Origin of the sequence: Microcystis wesenbergii NRERC-220, from assembly GCF_032027425.1 — a bacterium.
GTDB lineage: Bacteria > Cyanobacteriota > Cyanobacteriia > Cyanobacteriales > Microcystaceae > Microcystis > Microcystis wesenbergii_A.
This window is the reverse complement of record NZ_JAVSJA010000001.1, coordinates 4553013-4570158: the sequence shown is the minus strand read 5'-3', so window position 1 is coordinate 4570158 and position 17146 is coordinate 4553013. Positions and strand designations below refer to the sequence as shown.

The following is a 17146-nucleotide window of genomic DNA, read 5'->3' as shown; positions in this document are numbered from 1 at the left end:
AGGATTTAGTCTAGGATACCTGCTAGGAATAGAGAAAAATGATATTACTTTCGATCGCCCACTGGGTCAATTCCGTGCGATTATGAAGACCAGTTTTATGGAGCATATTCGACACATGGCTTTCGATTGTCCGTTGACTAACATTGAGTTTTGCGGCGATTTCCCGATTAGCCAGTCCTTGTGCGACCAATTGTACTACTTTTAACTCCGTTGGGGTTAATTCCACATTACCCGGGACTTGAACAGGGGTGACATCCTCGGAATGGATGCGGGTGCTGCGTTTCAGCAACCGGCCCGCTTGTGTGAGGGAAGACTCCACCAGGGCCACTAATTCTTCCGGTTCAAAGGGTTTGACCATATAAAAATCGGCCCCGGCGGTTAAACCTGTTACCTTGTCCTGACTTTGATCCTTAGGGGAGAGAAAAATCACGGGAAGGCCACTAAAACGACTGTCCTGACGAATTTTTTCGAGGAAGGCATAACCGTCCATTTCCGGCATGATCAGATCACAGATAATCATATCGGGCATTTCCCTTGCCTTGGCAGTATTTGCCCCGCGTTCGAGGATTTCTAGGGCCTCCCGACCGTTTTCTGCGGTTGTCACCCTATAACCACGAAACTCTAGATAATCTTTTACCAAAAGTATTAAATTCGGGTCATCGTCGATTAATAAAAGTTGTTTATTGTCTTTGTTGGTCTCTTTCATGGGTATTTTCCGGGCTGCAGGGTTGGGGGAATGGAGACGGACAAAGGATCGACAGGCACTCATGCAACAGGTAGTTAGATATGTGTAGTTAATTGTGTTTCAGTTAGTTTTAACGCTGTTTTCCTCTATTGTTTCGGGTTCTCCTCCTGGACAGTTCCGAGAAATTGCCGGTAAATCGTGGCGAAGAAAAGCATATTCGGTGACGATTTGATTACCGATTAGGTGTTCTTGGATAATTCTTTCGATCGCTTCCTTATTGACCCTTCGATACCAGACTCCTTCCGGGTACACTAATAAAATCGGGCCTTGGCTACAAACCCGCAAACAGTTGGCTTTAGTGCGAAAAATACAGCCCGGACGGTCCGCCCTAGGGCGATCGAGTTCTAATTCCCTTAACCGCTTCTTTAAATAATCCCACACTTCTAACCCTTCTTCCTTGTCACAGCATTTTGGCTTAGTCTGATCGCAGCAGAGAAATAGATGACGCTGGATCTGGGCCAGTCCCAACTTAGCCACATTTTCCCCCAAGATATCTCTGGTGTCCGCTTCTTCCATAAATTTTTTTTATCAACTAAACTCTTGACATTGAACAGAAAATGTGCATAGCCGACTAAACTCTCGGTTTGAGGATGTAACGATAGATAAGATAAACGATAGCGGCAAGGATTAAAGCACTTAAAACTGCGCTAACTAGCCGTAAAATCGCCGTTAAAATCGAAAGAGCCACAAAAACCCCCGCCACTGCCACGACTACCTGTGCCGGTGTGGACAGGCTGCCGTACCAAGTTTTCACTTTTTCGAGGGTGGCAGCGAAACTAACCGGGGTATCAAGGGGGGGAAAATCGTCGGTTTCGATTTCCACTTCCACTTCCTCTGGGGCATATTTAGTATCGAACGGTTCGGGAGACTGCATAAACACTCAAGCTACTTAACACTTCATCCCTATTTTATCGATGATTGGGGTTAACAGGGGTTGAGACAGAATTAATGTAACAATGAGTTTATCAATAGCTAAACGACTGGAATCTATGAGCCTATCGACTCCCACCGTTACCGCCATCAATTATCCTGATGCTACCATCACTAGGGCCGAACGCGCCCTCTGTTGTTCTCCTTTCCGTCTCACCTTATTTGCGGCTATGCTGGAGCAAAGTGTATCACTTTTAAGCATTCCGGGTGCTGGGGGTTTAGAGAAAGGTTATACTTCCAGACTGCTGACGGAAGCAGCAGCGGAAAGCTATCTTCTCTGGTTGATTAAAGTGGGAATTTTGCGGCGCGAAGTAGATGGACAGGGGATAACCGATAGTTTTCGTCTCACTCCTTTGGGGAGAAAATTAATAGAAAAATGGCAACCCCAAGGGGACTTTTTCCCTCAACCCACTTTCTGGCAAAGATTTTTAAATACTCTGCAACGTTGGTTTTCTTTTTAATGCTGTTGGGAGTCAGTTATCAGTTATCAGTTATCAGTTATCAGTTATCAGTTATCAGTTATCAGTTATCAGTTATCAGTTAACTGAAAATACTCAATAAAAAAACTAGATGAAAGCAATTATGGTAGTGGGGACAACCTCCCACGCGGGTAAATCTTTTTTAACTGCAGCTTTATGTCGTTTATTCAACCGGAAAGGCTGGCAGGTAACACCCTTTAAAGGTCAGAATATGGCCCTTAATGCCTATGTTACCGCCGGAGGGGGAGAAATGGGTCACGCTCAGGCGGTACAAGCATGGGCCGCGGGGACAATTCCCCGGGTAGAAATGAACCCAATTTTATTAAAACCCCAGGGAAATATGACCTCTCAGGTGATTATTAAAGGCCAGGCTGTTGGTGTCACCACAGCAGCGGATTATTATCAGAATTATTTTGAGCAAGGTTGGCAAGCAATTAAAGAATCTTTAGCTAAATTATCGGCAGAATTTGATCTAGTTGTCTGTGAAGGTGCGGGAAGTCCGGCGGAAATAAATCTCAAACATCGGGATTTAACTAATATGCGGGTGGCTAAATATCTCGATGCCGCTACTATTTTAGTGGTGGATATTGATCGCGGGGGGGCTTTTGCTCACGTCGTCGGTACGTTAGAATTATTAGAGCCGGAGGAAAGAGCTTTAATTAAAGGTATTGTGATCAATAAATTTCGTGGACAAAAATCTCTCTTAGATTCGGGGATTACTTGGCTAGAAGATTATACCAAAATTCCTGTGTTAGGAGTTCTTCCCTATAGTGATATCTTTTTAAGTGCCGAGGATTCTCTTAGTTTACTCGATCGCCCCGCCCAAAAACCCAAAGCTGAACTAAATATCAGTGTCATTCGTCTGCCTCATATCGCTAATTTTACTGATTTTGACCCTCTCTGTGGTGAAGCAACGGTTAATGTCCGTTATCTAGAATTACAGGAATCTTTAGGTGATCCCGATGGGGTAATTATCCCCGGCTCTAAAACCACTGTTGCTGATTTAATTGCTCTTAATCAAAGTGGTATGGCTAATCAATTACAAGCCTATCACCAAAGGGGAGGTATTATCTTTGGCATCTGTGGTGGGTTGCAAATGTTAGGGCGATTAATTCTGGATCCTGACCATCGAGAAGGTCCCGATAGTGAGGCAGCTGGCTTAAATTTACTGCCCTTAAAAACGGTAATTACTGCCGAAAAAATTACCCGTCAACGACAGGTTTTATCTAATTATCCCCAAGCTGGTTTACCAGTAACAGGATACGAAATTCACCAAGGAATAAGCCAATGGGAAAGTGAATCAGGTTATCAAAAAATGTTCGAGGAAGATGCTAGTCTAGGAATTGTCAGTGATTCTCTCTCAATTTGGGGCTGTTATTTACATGGTATCTTTGATAATGGTTCTTGGCGAAGAACTTGGCTAAATCATCTACGTCAGCGTCGCAGTTTATTATCTTTGCCGACGAGAATTGCTAACTATAGTGAACAAAGAGAAATAACCCTAGATAATATGGCTAATTTAGTGGAAGAACATTTAAATATTAAACCTATTTTTGCTCATTTGTAAGGAGAAATTATGACTATTTCAGTGCGTTTTTTACCCGATGATATCATCATAGAAGCGGAAACTGGAGAACTATTATTAGACGTGGCGAAAAAAGCAGGAATTGACATTCCTACCGGCTGTTTAATGGGTTCCTGTCACGCCTGTGAAGTAGAATTAGATGATGGTACTCAAATTTGTAGTTGTATTACCGGTATCCCTGGCGATCGAGATTCTTTAACCGTTCATTTATACTCCGATCCGCTTTGGTAAGCTAAGACGCATTTAAAGCGCTTATTCTTAAGATTAGCCGAATCTCCCCCAATCCCTTTACTGTTGCCTCTTGCCTCTTGCCTCTTGCCTCGTCTCAACAAGCAATTTAAATGCGCGGGCAGCTTAGTTGCTCCCTTAGATCTAGTCAAACTTGGGAACAATCCAAGCCGCTATAATAGCCAATAAGACAACAATTTCTAGGACTTTATATAAGTTAAGAGATTGTAGCCACTGCAAAGTATTAGCTAGACGCAAATTTAACCGCCATTGACGTAATTGAGATAACCATAATTTCGGATTATCTTGTTCACGAAAACGCCATTTAAGAATAGATAATAATAGGGGAATCCCTCCCACTTTAGCAGTCATGAGTAGGTGCAGGATCAGAACTACCGCCATAATTAACCAACTGAGCAAATGAGCATAATACCAAAAGTGATTTAATTCCCCTTCCGGTAGCCATTCGGAATCCATCATCCGCCCACTATACAAAGCAAAAGTTAGGGCAAAAAGAGTCAAAGTATTAACTAAACGATGGAGACTATACCACCAAATCGGCTTACCAAATTGGGTTAATTTGTTAAGAGAATCACTTTGAATTAATCTTTTGTTGCCCCGACGAAAAGCATAGATAGCAAAAACGGGAAAGATAATCAGAGTATAGAGGCCAAAAGTGCCATGAATACTTTCAATTTCTCGATATTCTGGTAAAGGCAGTTTTAACCAACGACCGTCAAAAGTATCATAGGTCCAATAGGCCGTAACCATGGCGGCAATGAGGGCAATTCCCGTGAATCCGTGCAGAATTCGCAGTAAAAGAGGTTGATAAGGTTGATTAGTTTTCATGAACTCGATCGATACAATGGGGGATGTAAACTTGCCCAGATACTATGTTAACTAATCCTTGGCTCGTCGCTATTCTTCTCAATACCGTCCTCCTCGGAATCGCTGCAATTGCCCCAAAAAAGCTCTTAACTCGGATGGGTTATCTCCATGCTTGGGTTTTAGGGGTAATTGTCTGGGGAAGCTTGGGATGGCGCGGTTATCTGATTGTTTTATTCTATTTCCTCGTCGGTTCTACCGTCACCCGCATCGGTTTAGCGCGCAAGGAAGCGGAGGGAATTGCCGAAAAAAGATCGGGGGTGCGCGGTCCAGAAAATGTCTGGGGTTCCGCTTTAGCGGGGGCAATTTGCGCTATCCTAAGTCTTTTTGCCGCTTCTCCCTGGGATTACCTGTTAATACTCGCTTATGTGGCTAGTTTTAGCACTAAATTAGCCGATACTACTGCCAGTGAGGTGGGCAAAGCTTACGGTAAAACTACTTATCTAATCACTAATTTTAAATCCGTCCCCCGGGGAACGGAAGGGGCTGTTAGTTTAGAGGGAACGCTCGCCGGTTTGCTGGCAGCCACGGCTATTTCCCTGTTAGCATGGGGTATCGGTGCGATCGATCTTCTTGGTGTGTTATGGTGCGTAATTGCGGCCTTTATCGCTACCAATATCGAAAGTCTCATCGGTGCTACTCTACAAACTCGCTTTCTGTGGTTAACTAATGAATTGGTCAATGTGATCAATACGGTTATCGGTGCGATCGTGGCTATACTGTTAAGCTTGCTCTGGTCTTTCAGCTAAAATTAAGTGACTAAAGAAATATCTATGCTAAAGTGGCGTTTTTGTGCATTTTCCCTGCTTTTACTGCTAATTACTGCCTGTGGGACGGAAAATCAACCCAATTCTGGTTCTACCACCGCAGGTAGTCCCGATGCTGGCCGCTTGCCAACGGTGAAAAATCGCGGTAAGTTAATTTGTGGCATTAACGGAGAAGTGCCGGGGTTCAGCTTTGTTAATGAAAAAGGCGAATATTCCGGCTTAGATGTGCAAATTTGCCGAGCTATTGCGGCGGCTCTCTTTAATGATCCCTCCAAAGTCGAATATCGTAAACTTAGCCCCCAAGAGAGATTTACTGCCGTACAGACGGGAGAAGTGGATATTCTCAGTCGCAACACCACCTGGACGATTAACCGGGATACCGCTCTGGGGATGGAGTTTATCACCCCGGTTTTCTATGATGGTCAGGGAATTATGGCCACGAAAGCCAGCAATGTTAAGAAATTAGAAGATTTAAGCGGAAAGTCCATTTGTGTGCTATCGGGAACCACCACAGAACAAAATCTGGCCGATGCCATGGCAAAAGCGGCAGTGCAAGGCTATAAACCGATCGTTTCCGATGATGTGGAGGCTTTATATACAGCTTATCAGGCGGGGCGCTGTCAGGCTGTCACCTCCGATCGCTCCCAATTGGTGGCCCGGCGCTCGGTTTTTCCCCGACCGCAGGATCATCAATTATTAGAAGTGGTAATATCGAAGGAACCCTTGGCCCCGGCCGTGGCCGATGGTGATCCCCCTTGGTCGAATGCCGTCCGCTCGATCGTTTTTAGTTTAATTCAAGGGGAAGAATTTGGGATTAACTCGAAAAATATTGCCACTTTTGCCGATAGCAAAGACCCCAGTATTCGGCGCTTTTTGGGTATCGATGAGAAGTTAGGTGAAGATATGGGTTTACCCAATGATTTTGCCCAAAGAGTCTTAAAACAGGTGGGTAATTACGGTGAAATTTATGATCGTGAAATCGGTAAACCCCTACAACTCGATCGAGGTTTAAATAATCTTTGGACAAAGGGGGGTTTATTATATTCTCCTCCTTTTCGTTAGTTTTAAGATTGTGTTTCCTGACGGGGAATATAGACCCCTATGGCCGCTGGAATAACTCGAAACATGGCGGGAGTAGTGCTAGTAATTTCGCCATCGGTGTTAATACTATGGGGTTTACGAGTCTGAATTTGAATTTCTTTCCCCTTAAGAGTTCTCACCCAAGATAATAAACCCTGTTGTCCTCGCGGTAATGTCCATAAAAGCGGGAAAATTTGCCACCAGTGTTCAATTTCTAGGCTATATAAATCTAATCTTTGATCGTCGATTTGGGCATCATGAGCGAAGGTTCCTTGTTGCAAGGCAGAGCCTTGGAACACAATATCGAAGGCTCTGCCTTAAAGTAGTATTCAGGTATGGCATAGAACGAGTTAGTTAGGACAGATGCCTGAAGGCTTTACTCACAGCATCCACAAGGTTTTCACTATCATTGATAATCTGACTAACATAGTTTTTCAATCTAGCCCAGAACTTTTCAATTTTGTTGAGGTCTGGAGAATAGGCGGGTAAAAATAGCACTTCACATCCCGCTTTAGCTAACAATTTTTTGATTCTCTCTTTGGGATGAAAACTGGCGTTATCAATGATGATAATTTGACCGGGTAGTAGTTCGGGTAATAGCAATTGTTCTATCCACTCACACACCAACTCTGTATTACAGTACCCCTCAAACACCATTGGCGTGATCGTGGAACCACGCCACCAACCGCTGATCACACTAACTCGTTCGCTACAGTGACCTAACTTTAAAGCCTCAAATCTTTCTGATTTGTGACAATATCCATAAGGATAATCGATGGTGTTATCTATTCCAGCTTCATCAATATAGACAAATCTTTCCGGGGCATAACCTCTGATTTTTTGGAGAAACTCTTTTCGGGCTTCTTCATCTCTTTCTCTGTAGCCATAAGTTTTTTTTTTCTAGTAAATCCAATTCTTTTGAGCGCTTGACCAATTCTCATCCTACTGACTGGGTTAGCCCATTTTTGCGCCATTTTTTCTTGGGTCAAATGCCCATATTGTTCGGCCAACTTTTGAAAGGCTTCTAAATCGTCAATTTTGGGCTTCGGCCCTCGACGATAGTTAGTTTTAGCGGCCACCGTCCCAGTTTGTTTCTTCCGTTTCAGCCAGATGTCTAATGTATTACGACTAATATTGAGGGTGCGACAGACATGGCTTTTTTTCTCCCCTCGCTCTACGGCACTCACTGCTTTCTGTCTTAAATCATCACTATAGGGTGCTGCCATGAAAGCTTCTCCTCATTTCTTTTTCTCTATTATGTCCTAACTATCCCGCTCTTTGCTATAGAATCTGAAGAGAGAGTTCCCCTGTAGAACCTGGGAACGATATAATAATTCTCCTTTGAAAGCTTGATCAAGGATACTGGGAAGGATTGCGTCACTTCACTTTGTAGTTTTTAAAATTACGCTTTTTCTGGAAGGGGGATTATTACGGGATCTCATTGCCTTAACTAAAATATTCCAAGACCTCATAGATAATACGGCAGGAAAAGAGATTCTGATGGCGAAAACAAAATGTTTTTGTTTTAAGGCCACTAATAACCAATGTAGTTTAACATAATTACATATATATGAGAGTGGTGGCAGAACAGACTGATATTTTGGATTAACTAAGTTATATATTTTCTCTTTGATAAAAATGTTAGTGTTGAGTCGCTTTAACAATGAAGACTTTTGATTATAACTACCTGACCAAACTACTCGATACACTAAACAGGAGTTAACAAACACAGCATCCCCAAACCGAGCAATGCGAAGCCAGCAATCAATGTCATTGTAACAGTCATCTAAACTTGAATCCCAACCCCCTGAGTTAAGAAAAGCATCTCTGAGAAAAGCAACTTGGCTAGTTGTTCCGAAGGGAACTTCTTCTAGGAGCATACCATAGTGTATATCTGCTTGAGCGATATAGAAAGCCTGTTCAAGTCCTATTTTTGGAGTTTGACAGATTTCTACTCCTTTAATATCCACCTGTGTAGCCTGACAGGAACAAATGACAGCTTCGGGATACTGAGCAGTATTTTTCATTATTTCCTCTATACAATTAGGAGCAAGATAGTCATCATCATCGAGTAGTTTAATCCAATCTCCTTGAGCAGCTTTAACCCCTACATTTACCGAAAAGGATTGCCTCATATTCTTGAGATTACGATAGAAGATAATATCTTCCCCCAGGCTTTGAATATATTCTGCTGTACCATCAGAGGAACAATCATCAACCACAATGACTTCACAGGGAATAGATTGATTTAGGGACGAAGCGATTGCTCTTTTAAGCAACGATAAACGATTGCAGGTTGTAATAACAATACTAAATTTCATCTTTATTAACTATAATTAAATTTTTCTCCTATGAGCCATCAGAAAATCAGCATAAGCTTTTTGAGTCAGGAAAGGTTTAGCTTTAAGATAAAATTCTTGATGACGATAATCACGGGTATAAGGTAATTGTTCTAAGTGATCTGCTAAACGAATAGTTATTAAAGCACTAAGCTCTGTTTGAGTTAAAATTATTTCCTTGTTATCACGATAATTTATCAGTTTAAATTCATTAACTTGCTCAAAATTAGAGAGGAAATGTTTTCTATCTTCAAGACAATAATAGTAAACTAATTTTTCAGCATCAGAACCAATAGCAGCCTTAATTATACCTCTTTGTTCTAGATTAACCAAACTTTTTCTATAGCTATAAGTTCCATAGATGCTGTGATAAAGACCAGCTAGACAAATATCTTCAGATGAGTTCCATTTTTTCAAGATTCTATAAGTTCCTAATAAATGACTATATAAAGAGCGTTTATTAAGATGTTCAGTGGAATCAGTTGCTAATTTCTTCAAAATTTCTCTTTGCTCTTTAGGGGGATCATATTGTCTATCTCTCCATAAATATATAAATTCACCTACAATATTTGGGGCGAAGTGTTGTAAGTTTTTCAATCGATTTTTAATGAGGGTATTAGTAGCCATATTGTTGATTGAATTAATGATTATATAATTTGTCATAGTAATTTATCGGGGCATAAGCTTATTGCTTATCAAAGGTGCAAACTCTACTAATAAAGCCCATAAACTTAGGTCAAATGGATGTGCTAATAGATGTCTCGGAAGGATTCTGCTTAAAGCAATTCGCTCTCTCAATCCTTGGCGGGTTTTGGCTGCCTTATTTGGCCAATGTTTGAGGATGATTTTCAAAGTAAATTCTTGAGGGTCTAAGTAAGGATATAAAAACCATAACAGCAAGTTACACATTGAGCTAATAAAAGCAGTTGACTCATTAGCTAGACTTTCTTCAAAGGAAATAGCACCTTTCACCAGCAGTGATTGATCAGCAGTGATAGTGGCTGTGATAATATCCGAGATATTAGTTAATGATTTCAATCTATTTTCCAGTAATACAGCATCTTGGGGATAGACAGAAACCCGATAACGAAGAGCATCTGCTAAAGTGTTTATGTGATTATCTATTAATTTTTCAAGGTTTTGTAATCTTAACTTCGTCCCCTGAGAATTATTATGGCGACGATATCCAACCGTAATACAATGGTTTCTTATCAGAGATTGATTAACACTTAACCTTAACCAAGTATAGTAATCTACAGCAGTTCCCGTAAACTGTGTTGGCCAGCCATTGATGGAATCGAGTGCTTCGCGTCGAATCACAATGGCTGAGGGAGTGGCGACAGAATTGGTAGGGAAAAAGTCCCAAGGAGCAAAAAACTGAGAATTAAGGACTGGAGAGGGAAAATTTAGGCTATTTTCATAAAAATGGGCGCAATTGGCTACACAAGCAGCAGATTGGGGAAATTGCTCTAGGATCGTACTCATAAGGCGCAGGTGATCTCGATGCCAGATGTCATCCTGATCGAGAAATGCTACTAGAGGCGCATTGGTATGTTTGAATCCAAAATTGCGGGCGCAATGAGAACCCTTGTCAGGATTTCGTAATAAAGTGATACCTGAAAAAGACTTGACAATCTCTAGGGATTCGTCCTCAGAACCATCGTCAACCACTACTATTTCTCTCGGTGGTTGAGACTGGGAAAATACTGACTCGAGTGTTTGTCGAATCCATTGAGAGCCGTTGAATAAAGGGATAATAACAGCTACGTCTATAGCCTTAGCGTTTTGATCTATAAGCCATATCATAATTCTAATTTGCTCCCAGTCGCTTTAAAAATGTGAGATGATCTGCTAAAACTGCTTCCCGACTGCGAAGACGCGCCGCTACCCAAGCAGCTCGAATCGCTTGGATCTCCGCCTGAAGATTCCGGCCACTCATTTCGTTTTTAAAAGTACGCCTCAAAACACTTAAACCGCAATTGAGCCGCGCCATCTCATGCAGAAGTTCGAGGAAGGGTATAGGGTTGCCGCCACTAATTCTCGTTACTCCACCGAATCCAACGATACGATTGTTTAAAATTTGAAAAATTTGTTCAACTGTACCATCTGCCAGTAAATCCCAAATAGAGTTTTTTGGCGTGAAATCATTAAATCATTCAGTCCAATATAACTATAGTCCCAACCTAGATCTCTAAGCTCATGGCAATGTTCTACTAATGTGTGAGTCTCAATTTGGACTAGGGTTTTAGCTCTTCCATTGACTAGAGAAATAAATTTATCTACCTCACTGGGAACTTTTGCCATCGGTAGCATAATAATCTTAGCTCCAGAATCTAGGGCAGTTTCTATCTCGTCAGAAGTATTGTTATCTAAGGGATTAATTCTTACTGTAATTGGGATGGAGATAACTTCAGCTAGAGCAACCACATCTTCTGGTGTATCGGCGTTGATTTGGGTTGAATAGCTAATCTGTCGCTCTCGTTTACCAATCCGTTCCCAGTCTACAATGATACTATCAATCCCTACTTGCTCGGCTTGTTTAGCTAATAAAGCATCTGTGGTAAATAGAAATAAACGCAAATGGTCAATATCTGTAGTATAGTGGCTCGTTATGGGGTTCATTATAGTGATCAATGATTCTTAAGTCTTTAGCTATGACAAAGTTAACACAATCTAATGAGCAATGGATAGAAGGTGTAGAAGTTTGCCCTCTCAAGTTATTGCCAAATGAAAAAGGACGACTCATGGAAATTCAACGGGCTGACGATAAGATTTTCCCCGGCTTTGGACAAGTTTATATTACTTCAACTTTGCCCGGTATTGTTAAAGCTTGGTACAGACACACAACGCAAATTGATCAAATTGCCGTCATGGTAGGACTGTTGAAACTTGTCCTTTACGATGACCGGGAAACCTCACCCACCAGAGGCAAAATTAACACAATATTTTTAGGCGAATTGGCTCCTAAACTGGTACAAATTCCTCCCGGTATTTGGCATGGTTTTCAGACAATTGGCGAGCGGGAAGCTTTTGCACTGCATCTAAACTCGGTCGCTTTTCAGGCAGACGCACCCGATGAAGATCGCTTACCTTATGATACTAATATTATTCCCTATCAGTGGGAAACTAAGTGGTAATATCAAAGGAACCCTTGGCCCCGGCCGTGGCCGATGGTGATCCCGCTTAGTCCAATGCCGTCCGCTCGATCGTTTTTAGTTTAATTCAAGGGGAAGAATTTGGGATTAACTCCCAAAATATTGCCACTTTTGCCGATAGCAAAGACCCCAGTATTCGGCGCTTTTTGGGTATCGATGAGAAGTTAGGCAAAGATATGGGTTTACCCAATGATTTTGCCCAAAGAGTCTTAAAACAGGTGGGTAATTACGGTGAAATTTATGATCGGGAAATCGGTAAACCCCTGCAACTCGATCGAGGTTTAAATAATCTTTGGACAAAGGGGGGTTTATTGTATTCTCCTCCTTTTCGTTAATTTTAAGATTGTGTTTCCTGACGGGGAATATAGACCCCTAAAACCGCCGGAATAACCCGAAACATGGCGGGAGTAGTGCTAGTAATTTCGCCATCGGTGTTGATACTATGGGGTTTACGAGTCTGAATTTGAATTTCTTTCCCCTTAAGAGTTCTCACCCAAGATAATAAACCCTGTTGTCCTCGCGGTAATGTCCATAAAAGCGGGAAAATTTGCCACCAGTGTTCAATTTCTAGGCTATATAAATCTAATCTTTGATCGTCGATTTGGGCATCATGAGCGATCGGCATTCCTCCCCCATAATAACGACCATTTCCGATCGCTATTTGTAGGGTTTTAACTTTGATATTTTGGCCATCAATACCGATCATAGCGGTAAAAGGACGAGTTTTACTTAATAACTGTAGGGCTGTCCAAGCGTAGGCCAAAATCCCCAAACGTCGCTTTAAACCCTTGTTCAGTTTTTGGGTAATTTTCACACTTAATCCTAAACTAGCCACGTTGAAAAAGTATTTATTATTTACCCAACCTAGATCGATATATTTTAAATTACCTTCCGCAATAATTCGACAGGCTTCGGCAATAGAATTCGGTATCCCTAAAGTCCGGGCCAAATCATTAGCCGTTCCCAAAGGTATAATGCCTAGGGGCAGTTGAGTTTCTACCAACACATCCACCATAGCATTAAGAGTCCCATCGCCACCACCGACGATAACTAAATCAATATTAGAGCGATATTTTTCCATCAAAAAAGGTATATCTTCTACCTTTTTCAAAGGGACGCTGATAATTTCAAAATCCCAATGATTGAGCAGCTCGACAGTTTGAGCAAAGTTTTCTTTACCCTTGCGCGAGTGACGATTGATTAGTAGTAAAGCTCTTTTAGTCATAGGTAAGTTTCTCAGAGTGCCGGGATAAAGGTTATGTAATTAGGAGTTGCTGAATAAATGTGAAATATAGACGAGGTAAGGGTTTTAGTGGCTGGTTTTGCGAAACAGGTGCAAGTCCTGTAGGGGCGAAGCATTCGGGCATAAACTATCGCTGAAACCGTAGATTTTCTATCCGAATGCTTCGCCCTTACTTTTTCAGTAAGTCCTATGTATAATAGCAAATTCAGACCCTTAAAGGCCATGAAACGAAGATAATGGCAGAATATTACTTAATTTTACTGATAACAGGCGTTTTTTCGGGCTTATTAGCGGGTTTATTCGGTATTGGGGGTGGCACTATCTCCGTGGCGATCCTGTTAAATTTAGGCTACAGTTACGGGGAATCGGTGGCTACCAGCAGTTTAGCGATCGTTTTCACTTCCCTAGGGGGTACGATCCAAAATTGGCGATTAGGTTCCCTCAAATGGCAGCGAGTTCTCCTCTTAGGTTTACCCGGGATTTTTACGGCATTTATCGGAGTCTATCTGGTCAAATCTAGCCCCAAACACCTCCTAGAAGCGGCTTTTGGTTGTTTTTTACTGTTCAATATCTATTTAACCAATCTCAAGCAAAATTTAAGCCAAAAAGAGCCAGTTTCTGCCATTAGATTGCATCCTAATCTAGCCTGTCTGCTAACCGGAGGAATCGCCGGATTTCTAGCCGGTATTTTCGGAATTGGCGGTGGGGCGATCATGGTGCCACTACAAATGATTTTTTTGGCAGAAAAGATCAAAATCGCCATTGTCACCAGTTTAGGTGTGGTTTTACTCAATTCGATCGCCGCCTGTTTCGCTCATGCCCAAGCCGGTTATATTCTTTATCTACAAGGGATTATTTTAGGTATCGGTGGTTCACTAGGTGTACAAGTAACCACTCGTTTTTTACCGAAATTACCCGATCGATTGGTGCGGATTACTTTTTATATTTTTCTGCTACTGATGGCCATTTATTTCTTCATCCGCGCTTGCTCTTAGACCGCATCAACGGACTCGTTAAATCTCAACTTTCTAACCCTTCCACTCTCTCCCCGATGGGTTTTTTCCGTGTTCATCAATAAAAAACGGAGAATACTTGACAAATTGGGGGGGGGTAGAATAGGGCTTGCTGTTAAGCAATGATTTATGGGGTATAAATAGCAATTTTTCCCCAGTATTAGCCATAACATTAGCTTGAATCAATCAAATCAAACAGGATTTAGTATAACAGGACATCCTAGACATGAGGACATAAGGAGATTATGTCCCGTTTTGTATAGCTCTAACCTGTTTAACCTCTAACTCTAACGCGGATGCGACTTGCTCAACGCTTAACCCTAAGGCCAACAAACGAGGGACCGCCTCTAGTGCTTTGTTTAGTCTGCCTTCCTCGCGACCTTCCTCACGACCTTGCTCGCGACCTTCCTGACGACCTTCCTGACGCGCTTCCTCGCGCACATCTTGAAAATACTGAGTTTGTTTTAATTCATCTAAACTAAACATAGTTTCTATCTCCCGACGATTGAGAAGCGGTAACTTATAAACGAGAATCGTCTCTATTAATTGTAAGAGTTCTTGCGGTTTTTGGTCGGGGGTTAATGGCCAATTCAAGTCTAAATTGCATCACTGTCTGATCTACCTTCATAGAATACCTCATTCGGGGTACGATAGTCAAGACATTTTCGAGGACGATTGTTAATCAAGTTTACGGCTCTTTCTAGCTGCTCTGGCTTAACAATTTTGAAATTCGTTCCCTTGGCAAAAAATTGTCTTAACAGTCCATTGGTAGGCTCGTTTAATCCCCTCTCCCAAGAATGATAAGGAGTAGCAAAATAAAAATCTGCTCCTAGTTTCTGACTCAACTCTTGATGTCCACAAAATTCTTTGACCTGGTCACAAGTAAAGGTTTTTCTTTGGTCAGGGTGAATCTCTTGGAAAAGTTTTTCTGTGACAAGGGTTGATTTCCGATGCGGTTTTGTTTTTGGCTAATCCTGCTACTAAAAATTTCGAGCCTTTGTCCATATATGTAACGAGAACTCCTAGATGATTTCCTCCAATCATTGTGTCACTTTCCCAATGACCGATTTCGGTTTTCTGGTCAGCAATTGCTGGTCGCTCGCAGCTATCTACACGCCACAGAATCCCTCCACGCTTACTTTTCCCACCGTATCGACTCTTTCTTTTTCCTCGTCCAGCCGCGTAGGTATTCTTGATACTTTCCACAGTCTTGATAGTTCTGATAGATCATTTGATAGATAGTTTCGTGACTGAGAGATTCTTGACCAGCTTTTTTCAGACGACCTGCTATTTGTTCGGGACTATGATAATATTTCAATCCTTTTTTCACCAACTCTAAGGCTGACTCGCTGACATTTTTAAAGGGTTGTTTGGCATTTTTTCGGCGCGTCTCGCTTTGAGCTTGTGCTGTGTCAGGTAGATAGCAGCCGAGGCAACTTTGATTCCTTCTTAATTCTCGTGCTATCGTGCTTTGATGACATCCGAGCCAGACGGCCATTTGCCGTTGAGATAAATTTCCCTCTTGACTAAGTTGGTAGAGTAAGTTTCTTTGTTCTCTGTTAAGATGTTGGGGGCTTCGTTTTTGGGTCTGATTTGTTTTTGTTAATGATCAGACAGTACCTGATGAGCCTTTCTTTGTCAACTCTTGAGGTTGATGCGTTTCATTTTTGAATTGGCGATTTCTCCAACATTTTCCAGAGGTGAAAGAAGTGATAGTCCCTCGGACCTTCATACCGATAGCTCGTCCCAAAGACGCGGAAAAACAGAAAGAGAACTACTCAGGAAAGAAAAAGCGATGCACCCGAAAAAACCTAGCAGCTAGTGCAGAAGAGAGGATTTTGCTGTTAACCCCTAGGAAAGCGCGGAAAAACCCATGATAAAAAGATACAAGAACAAGAAGACTTAATTGGCGGCATCCCTGCTCAAATCCCAGTCTTGGTTGATTCAGGATTTCAGGGAGTGCAAAAACAGTATGTAAATATCCGTTTGCCCCACAAAAAACCGAAGGGAGGAGAGTTAACAGCAGAACAAAAACAAGAAAATCGAGAACTAGCCAAAGAAAGAGTTGTGGGTGAAAATGCTTTTTCTGGGGTGAAAAGATACCGTGCAGTTTCCGATATTTATAGGAATCGTGTAGCTAATTTTGATGCTCAATTAATCTTAACGGCTTGTGGATTATGGAATTTTTATGGGTGCGGCAGCATAAGCATTAATTAAAAGGAGAAGCCAGCTGAACTTCTCACAAAACAATTCATTCGGCTTTTTCTTATGGGAGGAACAAGTCTCTTGTAAATCAAGACTGAAAATATAGTTGCACACGGGGTGAAGATATTGTTAATTAACAGTAAGACATCTTGTTTGGCCGTGTCGCGAAAGTATTCCGACATCGTCAGTGCGGCGTGTCCGACGCGAAATCTGACACCGGGCGGTTCATCCATCTGCCCAAAGATCATCACCGTATTCTGCAAAACCCCGGCTCCGCGCATTTCTTGATATAAATCTAGGGCTTCCCGACATCGCTCCCCAATTCCACAGAAGATACTAATTCCCTGATATTGCTTGACGATGTTATGAATCATTTCGGTAATCAAAACCGTCTTGCCAACACCCGCTCCGCCAAATAATCCTGCTTTCCCCCCCCCGTTCCAACGGGACAAGCACGTCTATGGCTTTAATACCATTTTTCACAAGTAATGG

At 42.0% G+C, this 17146-nt stretch carries 19 protein-coding genes and 5 pseudogenes; 9 read left to right on the top strand and 15 right to left on the bottom strand.

The window, feature by feature from the left end; all coding sequences use genetic code 11:
* Positions 1 to 22 precede the first annotated feature (22 nt).
* The 3 genes from RAM70_RS22240 to RAM70_RS22230 all read right to left on the bottom strand — a co-directional run bounded on the left by RAM70_RS22240 (position 23) and on the right by RAM70_RS22230 (position 1619).
* Positions 23 to 706: a response regulator transcription factor gene (locus tag RAM70_RS22240; protein WP_312675659.1), complete on the bottom strand. Its 684-nt coding sequence runs from the start codon at positions 704 to 706 to the stop codon at positions 23 to 25.
* Between the two features lie 99 nt (positions 707 to 805).
* A complete protein-coding gene (locus RAM70_RS22235; RefSeq protein WP_312675658.1) occupies positions 806 to 1261 on the bottom strand; it encodes a (2Fe-2S) ferredoxin domain-containing protein in 456 nt (151 codons plus the stop codon).
* 55 nt (positions 1262 to 1316) lie between these two features.
* Positions 1317 to 1619 carry a hypothetical protein gene (locus tag RAM70_RS22230; RefSeq protein WP_045360621.1) on the bottom strand — a complete coding sequence of 101 codons (303 nt, stop codon included), beginning with the start codon at positions 1617 to 1619 and terminating at the stop codon, positions 1317 to 1319.
* Positions 1620 to 1734: 115 nt separating this feature from the next.
* Between RAM70_RS22230 and RAM70_RS22225 the strand changes: the two genes are divergently transcribed.
* From RAM70_RS22225 to RAM70_RS22215, 3 genes are all read left to right on the top strand, one after another.
* Positions 1735 to 2136, top strand: a complete 402-nt coding sequence (locus tag RAM70_RS22225) for an Npun_F0494 family protein (protein WP_045360650.1) — start codon at positions 1735 to 1737, stop codon at positions 2134 to 2136.
* A gap of 109 nt (positions 2137 to 2245) precedes the next feature.
* The gene (gene cobQ, locus RAM70_RS22220) at positions 2246 to 3721 is read left to right on the top strand and encodes a cobyric acid synthase CobQ (RefSeq protein WP_312675657.1); all 1476 of its coding nucleotides are present in this window, start codon (positions 2246 to 2248) and stop codon (positions 3719 to 3721) included.
* A gap of 9 nt (positions 3722 to 3730) precedes the next feature.
* Entirely contained in the window at positions 3731 to 3970 is a 240-nt protein-coding gene (locus tag RAM70_RS22215) for a 2Fe-2S iron-sulfur cluster-binding protein (RefSeq protein ID WP_002732958.1), read from the top strand.
* A 141-nt stretch (positions 3971 to 4111) separates the two neighbouring features.
* On the opposite strand, the gene RAM70_RS22210 is transcribed toward RAM70_RS22215, so the two are convergent.
* Positions 4112 to 4816 carry a cytochrome b/b6 domain-containing protein gene (locus tag RAM70_RS22210; RefSeq protein ID WP_150975688.1) on the bottom strand — a complete coding sequence of 235 codons (705 nt, stop codon included), beginning with the start codon at positions 4814 to 4816 and terminating at the stop codon, positions 4112 to 4114.
* A gap of 44 nt (positions 4817 to 4860) precedes the next feature.
* Here RAM70_RS22210 and RAM70_RS22205 point away from each other — a divergent pair, with 44 nt between their 5' ends.
* Together RAM70_RS22205 and RAM70_RS22200 are read left to right on the top strand one after the other, a co-directional pair.
* Complete coding sequence (locus RAM70_RS22205) at positions 4861 to 5601, top strand: TIGR00297 family protein (RefSeq protein ID WP_045360628.1); 741 nt, start codon at positions 4861 to 4863, stop codon at positions 5599 to 5601.
* A 24-nt stretch (positions 5602 to 5625) separates the two neighbouring features.
* Positions 5626 to 6681 (top strand): amino acid ABC transporter substrate-binding protein, encoded by a 1056-nt coding sequence (locus tag RAM70_RS22200; protein ID WP_045360629.1) that lies wholly within the window; start codon positions 5626 to 5628, stop codon positions 6679 to 6681.
* A gap of 2 nt (positions 6682 to 6683) precedes the next feature.
* On the opposite strand, the pseudogene RAM70_RS22195 reads toward RAM70_RS22200, so the two are convergent.
* From RAM70_RS22195 to RAM70_RS22165, 7 genes and pseudogenes are all read right to left on the bottom strand, one after another.
* Positions 6684 to 6962 (bottom strand): annotated as a pseudogene (locus RAM70_RS22195) (lipid kinase); the annotation flags it as partial.
* A gap of 91 nt (positions 6963 to 7053) precedes the next feature.
* Positions 7054 to 7539: pseudogene (locus tag RAM70_RS22190) on the bottom strand (IS630 family transposase); the annotation flags it as partial.
* On the bottom strand, positions 7485 to 7925 hold the full coding sequence (locus RAM70_RS22185; protein WP_312673834.1) for a helix-turn-helix domain-containing protein: 441 nt from the start codon (positions 7923 to 7925) through the stop codon (positions 7485 to 7487). The pseudogene RAM70_RS22190 and the gene RAM70_RS22185, both read right to left, overlap by 55 nt.
* A 156-nt stretch (positions 7926 to 8081) precedes the next feature.
* Positions 8082 to 9020: a glycosyltransferase gene (locus RAM70_RS22180; RefSeq protein WP_312675656.1), complete on the bottom strand. Its 939-nt coding sequence runs from the start codon at positions 9018 to 9020 to the stop codon at positions 8082 to 8084.
* A gap of 15 nt (positions 9021 to 9035) precedes the next feature.
* Positions 9036 to 9665 (bottom strand): DUF6817 domain-containing protein, encoded by a 630-nt coding sequence (locus RAM70_RS22175; RefSeq protein WP_312675655.1) that lies wholly within the window; start codon positions 9663 to 9665, stop codon positions 9036 to 9038.
* Positions 9666 to 9707: 42 nt separating this feature from the next.
* A complete protein-coding gene (locus tag RAM70_RS22170) occupies positions 9708 to 10844 on the bottom strand; it encodes a glycosyltransferase family 2 protein (protein WP_190381558.1) in 1137 nt (378 codons plus the stop codon).
* Positions 10845 to 11111: 267 nt separating this feature from the next.
* On the bottom strand, positions 11112 to 11660 hold the full coding sequence (locus RAM70_RS22165) for an aldolase/citrate lyase family protein (RefSeq protein ID WP_045360635.1): 549 nt from the start codon (positions 11658 to 11660) through the stop codon (positions 11112 to 11114).
* A gap of 11 nt (positions 11661 to 11671) precedes the next feature.
* Between RAM70_RS22165 and RAM70_RS22160 the strand changes: the two genes are divergently transcribed.
* Both RAM70_RS22160 and RAM70_RS22155 read left to right on the top strand, forming a co-directional pair.
* Positions 11672 to 12175, top strand: coding sequence for a dTDP-4-dehydrorhamnose 3,5-epimerase family protein (locus RAM70_RS22160; protein ID WP_312675651.1), 504 nt, complete (start codon positions 11672 to 11674; stop codon positions 12173 to 12175).
* Positions 12169 to 12528, top strand: a pseudogene (locus RAM70_RS22155) (amino acid ABC transporter substrate-binding protein); the annotation flags it as partial. The gene RAM70_RS22160 and the pseudogene RAM70_RS22155, both read left to right, overlap by 7 nt.
* Before the next feature lie 2 nt (positions 12529 to 12530).
* On the opposite strand, the gene RAM70_RS22150 reads toward RAM70_RS22155, so the two are convergent.
* A complete protein-coding gene (locus tag RAM70_RS22150; RefSeq protein ID WP_045360637.1) occupies positions 12531 to 13418 on the bottom strand; it encodes a lipid kinase in 888 nt (295 codons plus the stop codon).
* A 254-nt stretch (positions 13419 to 13672) separates the two neighbouring features.
* Between RAM70_RS22150 and RAM70_RS22145 the strand changes: the two genes are divergently transcribed.
* A complete protein-coding gene (locus tag RAM70_RS22145) occupies positions 13673 to 14431 on the top strand; it encodes a sulfite exporter TauE/SafE family protein (RefSeq protein WP_045360638.1) in 759 nt (252 codons plus the stop codon).
* A gap of 261 nt (positions 14432 to 14692) precedes the next feature.
* Here the strand turns inward: RAM70_RS22145 and RAM70_RS22140 are convergent.
* Together RAM70_RS22140 and RAM70_RS22135 are read right to left on the bottom strand one after the other, a co-directional pair.
* Positions 14693 to 15031 (bottom strand): annotated as a pseudogene (locus tag RAM70_RS22140) (Rpn family recombination-promoting nuclease/putative transposase); the annotation flags it as partial.
* Positions 15032 to 15045: 14 nt separating this feature from the next.
* Positions 15046 to 16025: pseudogene (locus tag RAM70_RS22135) on the bottom strand (IS30 family transposase); the annotation flags it as partial.
* A 308-nt stretch (positions 16026 to 16333) separates the two neighbouring features.
* Between RAM70_RS22135 and RAM70_RS22130 the strand changes: the two are divergent.
* Positions 16334 to 16666, top strand: a complete 333-nt coding sequence (locus RAM70_RS22130; protein ID WP_312675963.1) for a transposase family protein — start codon at positions 16334 to 16336, stop codon at positions 16664 to 16666.
* Here the strand turns inward: RAM70_RS22130 and RAM70_RS22125 are convergent.
* Positions 16663 to 17106, bottom strand: coding sequence for a F0F1 ATP synthase subunit beta (locus RAM70_RS22125; protein WP_312675649.1), 444 nt, complete (start codon positions 17104 to 17106; stop codon positions 16663 to 16665). The two genes, RAM70_RS22130 and RAM70_RS22125, sit on opposite strands and share 4 nt — an antisense overlap.
* Positions 17107 to 17146 lie beyond the last annotated feature (40 nt).

Excerpts from the sequence above, each read along its gene's own strand:
- RAM70_RS22240 (WP_312675659.1), bottom strand. The coding sequence starts at position 706 with ATGAAAGAGACCAACAAAGACAATAAACAACTTTTATTAATCGACGAT.
- RAM70_RS22235 (WP_312675658.1), bottom strand. The coding sequence starts at position 1,261 with ATGGAAGAAGCGGACACCAGAGATATCTTGGGGGAAAATGTGGCTAAG.
- RAM70_RS22230 (WP_045360621.1), bottom strand. The coding sequence starts at position 1,619 with ATGCAGTCTCCCGAACCGTTCGATACTAAATATGCCCCAGAGGAAGTG.
- RAM70_RS22225 (WP_045360650.1), top strand. The coding sequence starts at position 1,735 with ATGAGCCTATCGACTCCCACCGTTACCGCCATCAATTATCCTGATGCT.
- cobQ (WP_312675657.1), top strand. The coding sequence starts at position 2,246 with ATGAAAGCAATTATGGTAGTGGGGACAACCTCCCACGCGGGTAAATCT.
- RAM70_RS22215 (WP_002732958.1), top strand. The coding sequence starts at position 3,731 with ATGACTATTTCAGTGCGTTTTTTACCCGATGATATCATCATAGAAGCG.
- RAM70_RS22210 (WP_150975688.1), bottom strand. The coding sequence starts at position 4,816 with ATGAAAACTAATCAACCTTATCAACCTCTTTTACTGCGAATTCTGCAC.
- RAM70_RS22205 (WP_045360628.1), top strand. The coding sequence starts at position 4,861 with ATGTTAACTAATCCTTGGCTCGTCGCTATTCTTCTCAATACCGTCCTC.
- RAM70_RS22200 (WP_045360629.1), top strand. The coding sequence starts at position 5,626 with ATGCTAAAGTGGCGTTTTTGTGCATTTTCCCTGCTTTTACTGCTAATT.
- RAM70_RS22185 (WP_312673834.1), bottom strand. The coding sequence starts at position 7,925 with ATGGCAGCACCCTATAGTGATGATTTAAGACAGAAAGCAGTGAGTGCC.
- RAM70_RS22180 (WP_312675656.1), bottom strand. The coding sequence starts at position 9,020 with ATGAAATTTAGTATTGTTATTACAACCTGCAATCGTTTATCGTTGCTT.
- RAM70_RS22175 (WP_312675655.1), bottom strand. The coding sequence starts at position 9,665 with ATGGCTACTAATACCCTCATTAAAAATCGATTGAAAAACTTACAACAC.
- RAM70_RS22170 (WP_190381558.1), bottom strand. The coding sequence starts at position 10,844 with ATGATATGGCTTATAGATCAAAACGCTAAGGCTATAGACGTAGCTGTT.
- RAM70_RS22165 (WP_045360635.1), bottom strand. The coding sequence starts at position 11,660 with ATGAACCCCATAACGAGCCACTATACTACAGATATTGACCATTTGCGT.
- RAM70_RS22160 (WP_312675651.1), top strand. The coding sequence starts at position 11,672 with ATGATTCTTAAGTCTTTAGCTATGACAAAGTTAACACAATCTAATGAG.
- RAM70_RS22150 (WP_045360637.1), bottom strand. The coding sequence starts at position 13,418 with ATGACTAAAAGAGCTTTACTACTAATCAATCGTCACTCGCGCAAGGGT.
- RAM70_RS22145 (WP_045360638.1), top strand. The coding sequence starts at position 13,673 with ATGGCAGAATATTACTTAATTTTACTGATAACAGGCGTTTTTTCGGGC.